This is a genomic window from Pseudomonas sp. GW822-FHT06B12 (assembly GCF_058799675.1).
On record NZ_JBXALR010000022.1, the window covers coordinates 1 to 3141 of the forward strand.

The following is a 3141-nucleotide window of genomic DNA, read 5'->3' on the forward strand; positions in this document are numbered from 1 at the left end:
TCGAGTCACTAAATTGCTTGGGTGTTATATGGTCAAGCCTCACGGGCAATTAGTATTGGTTAGCTCAACGCCTCACAGCGCTTACACACCCAACCTATCAACGTCGTAGTCTTCGACGGCCCTTCAGGGGACTCAAGGTCCCAGTGAGATCTCATCTTGAGGCTAGTTTCCCGCTTAGATGCTTTCAGCGGTTATCTATTCCGAACATAGCTACCCGGCAATGCCACTGGCGTGACAACCGGAACACCAGAGGTTCGTCCACTCCGGTCCTCTCGTACTAGGAGCAGCCCCTCTCAAATCTCAAACGTCCACGGCAGATAGGGACCGAACTGTCTCACGACGTTCTAAACCCAGCTCGCGTACCACTTTAAATGGCGAACAGCCATACCCTTGGGACCGGCTTCAGCCCCAGGATGTGATGAGCCGACATCGAGGTGCCAAACACCGCCGTCGATATGAACTCTTGGGCGGTATCAGCCTGTTATCCCCGGAGTACCTTTTATCCGTTGAGCGATGGCCCTTCCATACAGAACCACCGGATCACTAAGACCTACTTTCGTACCTGCTCGACGTGTCTGTCTCGCAGTCAAGCGCGCTTTTGCCTTTATACTCTACGACCGATTTCCGACCGGTCTGAGCGCACCTTCGTACTCCTCCGTTACTCTTTAGGAGGAGACCGCCCCAGTCAAACTACCCACCATACACTGTCCTCGATCCGGATAACGGACCTGAGTTAGAACCTCAAAGTTGCCAGGGTGGTATTTCAAGGTTGGCTCCACGCGAACTGGCGTCCACGCTTCAAAGCCTCCCACCTATCCTACACAAGCAAATTCAAAGTCCAGTGCAAAGCTATAGTAAAGGTTCACGGGGTCTTTCCGTCTAGCCGCGGATACACTGCATCTTCACAGCGATTTCAATTTCACTGAGTCTCGGGTGGAGACAGCGCCGCCATCGTTACGCCATTCGTGCAGGTCGGAACTTACCCGACAAGGAATTTCGCTACCTTAGGACCGTTATAGTTACGGCCGCCGTTTACCGGGGCTTCGATCAAGAGCTTCGCGTTAGCTAACCCCATCAATTAACCTTCCGGCACCGGGCAGGCGTCACACCCTATACGTCCACTTTCGTGTTTGCAGAGTGCTGTGTTTTTAATAAACAGTCGCAGCGGCCTGGTATCTTCGACCGGCATGGGCTTACGGAGCAAGTCCTTCACCCTCACCGGCGCACCTTCTCCCGAAGTTACGGTGCCATTTTGCCTAGTTCCTTCACCCGAGTTCTCTCAAGCGCCTTGGTATTCTCTACCCAACCACCTGTGTCGGTTTGGGGTACGGTTCCTGGTTACCTGAAGCTTAGAAGCTTTTCTTGGAAGCATGGCATCAACCACTTCGTGTTCTAAAAGAACACTCGTCATCAGCTCTCGGCCTTAGAATCCCGGATTTACCTAAGATTCCAGCCTACCACCTTAAACTTGGACAACCAACGCCAAGCTGGCCTAGCCTTCTCCGTCCCTCCATCGCAATAACCAGAAGTACAGGAATATTAACCTGTTTTCCATCGACTACGCTTTTCAGCCTCGCCTTAGGGACCGACTAACCCTGCGTCGATTAACGTTGCGCAGGAAACCTTGGTCTTTCGGCGTGGGTGTTTTTCACACCCATTGTCGTTACTCATGTCAGCATTCGCACTTCTGATACCTCCAGCAAGCTTCTCAACTCACCTTCACAGGCTTACAGAACGCTCCTCTACCGCATCACCTAAGTGATACCCGTAGCTTCGGTGTATGGTTTGAGCCCCGTTACATCTTCCGCGCAGGCCGACTCGACTAGTGAGCTATTACGCTTTCTTTAAAGGGTGGCTGCTTCTAAGCCAACCTCCTAGCTGTCTAAGCCTTCCCACATCGTTTCCCACTTAACCATAACTTTGGGACCTTAGCTGACGGTCTGGGTTGTTTCCCTTTTCACGACGGACGTTAGCACCCGCCGTGTGTCTCCCATGCTCGGCACTTGTAGGTATTCGGAGTTTGCATCGGTTTGGTAAGTCGGGATGACCCCCTAGCCGAAACAGTGCTCTACCCCCTACAGTGATACATGAGGCGCTACCTAAATAGCTTTCGAGGAGAACCAGCTATCTCCGAGCTTGATTAGCCTTTCACTCCGATCCACAGGTCATCCGCTAACTTTTCAACGGTAGTCGGTTCGGTCCTCCAGTTAGTGTTACCCAACCTTCAACCTGCCCATGGATAGATCGCCCGGTTTCGGGTCTATTCCCAGCGACTAGACGCCCTATTAAGACTCGCTTTCGCTACGCCTCCCCTATTCGGTTAAGCTCGCCACTGAAAATAAGTCGCTGACCCATTATACAAAAGGTACGCAGTCACCCAACAAAGTGGGCTCCCACTGCTTGTACGCATACGGTTTCAGGATCTATTTCACTCCCCTCTCCGGGGTTCTTTTCGCCTTTCCCTCACGGTACTAGTTCACTATCGGTCAGTCAGTAGTATTTAGCCTTGGAGGATGGTCCCCCCATATTCAGACAAAGTTTCTCGTGCTCCGTCCTACTCGATTTCATGACCAAGAGATTTTCGCGTACAGGGCTATCACCCACTATGGCCGCACTTTCCAGAGCGTTCCGCTAATCTCAAAGCCACTTAAGGGCTAGTCCCCGTTCGCTCGCCACTACTAAGGGAATCTCGGTTGATTTCTTTTCCTCAGGGTACTTAGATGTTTCAGTTCCCCTGGTTCGCTTCTTAAGCCTATGTATTCAGCTTAAGATACCTAACTTATGTTAGGTGGGTTCCCCCATTCAGACATCTCCGGATCACAGTCTGTTTGCCGACTCCCCGAAGCTTTTCGCAGGCTACCACGTCTTTCATCGCCTCTGACTGCCAAGGCATCCACCGTATGCGCTTCTTCACTTGACCATATAACCCCAAGCAATCTGGTTATACTGTGAAGACGACATTCGCCGAAAATTCGCAATTTAACTCACAAATTTTACCTTAGCCTGATCCGTTACCAGTGAAAGTAACGTTCAGTCTATCTTTCTATCACATACCCAAATTTTTAAAGAACGATCTAATCAAAGACTAGAAATCAACATTCACCATCTCACGATGGAATGCTCATTTCTAAGCTTTAATAC

General features: G+C 50.8%; 1 rRNA gene. It reads right to left on the bottom strand.

Features of this window, described 5'->3' with window-relative positions:
- Window positions 1–28: 28 nt before the first annotated feature.
- Window positions 29–2920: ribosomal RNA gene (locus AC1RKH_RS28040) — 23S ribosomal RNA — on the bottom strand.
- Window positions 2921–3141 lie beyond the last annotated feature (221 nt).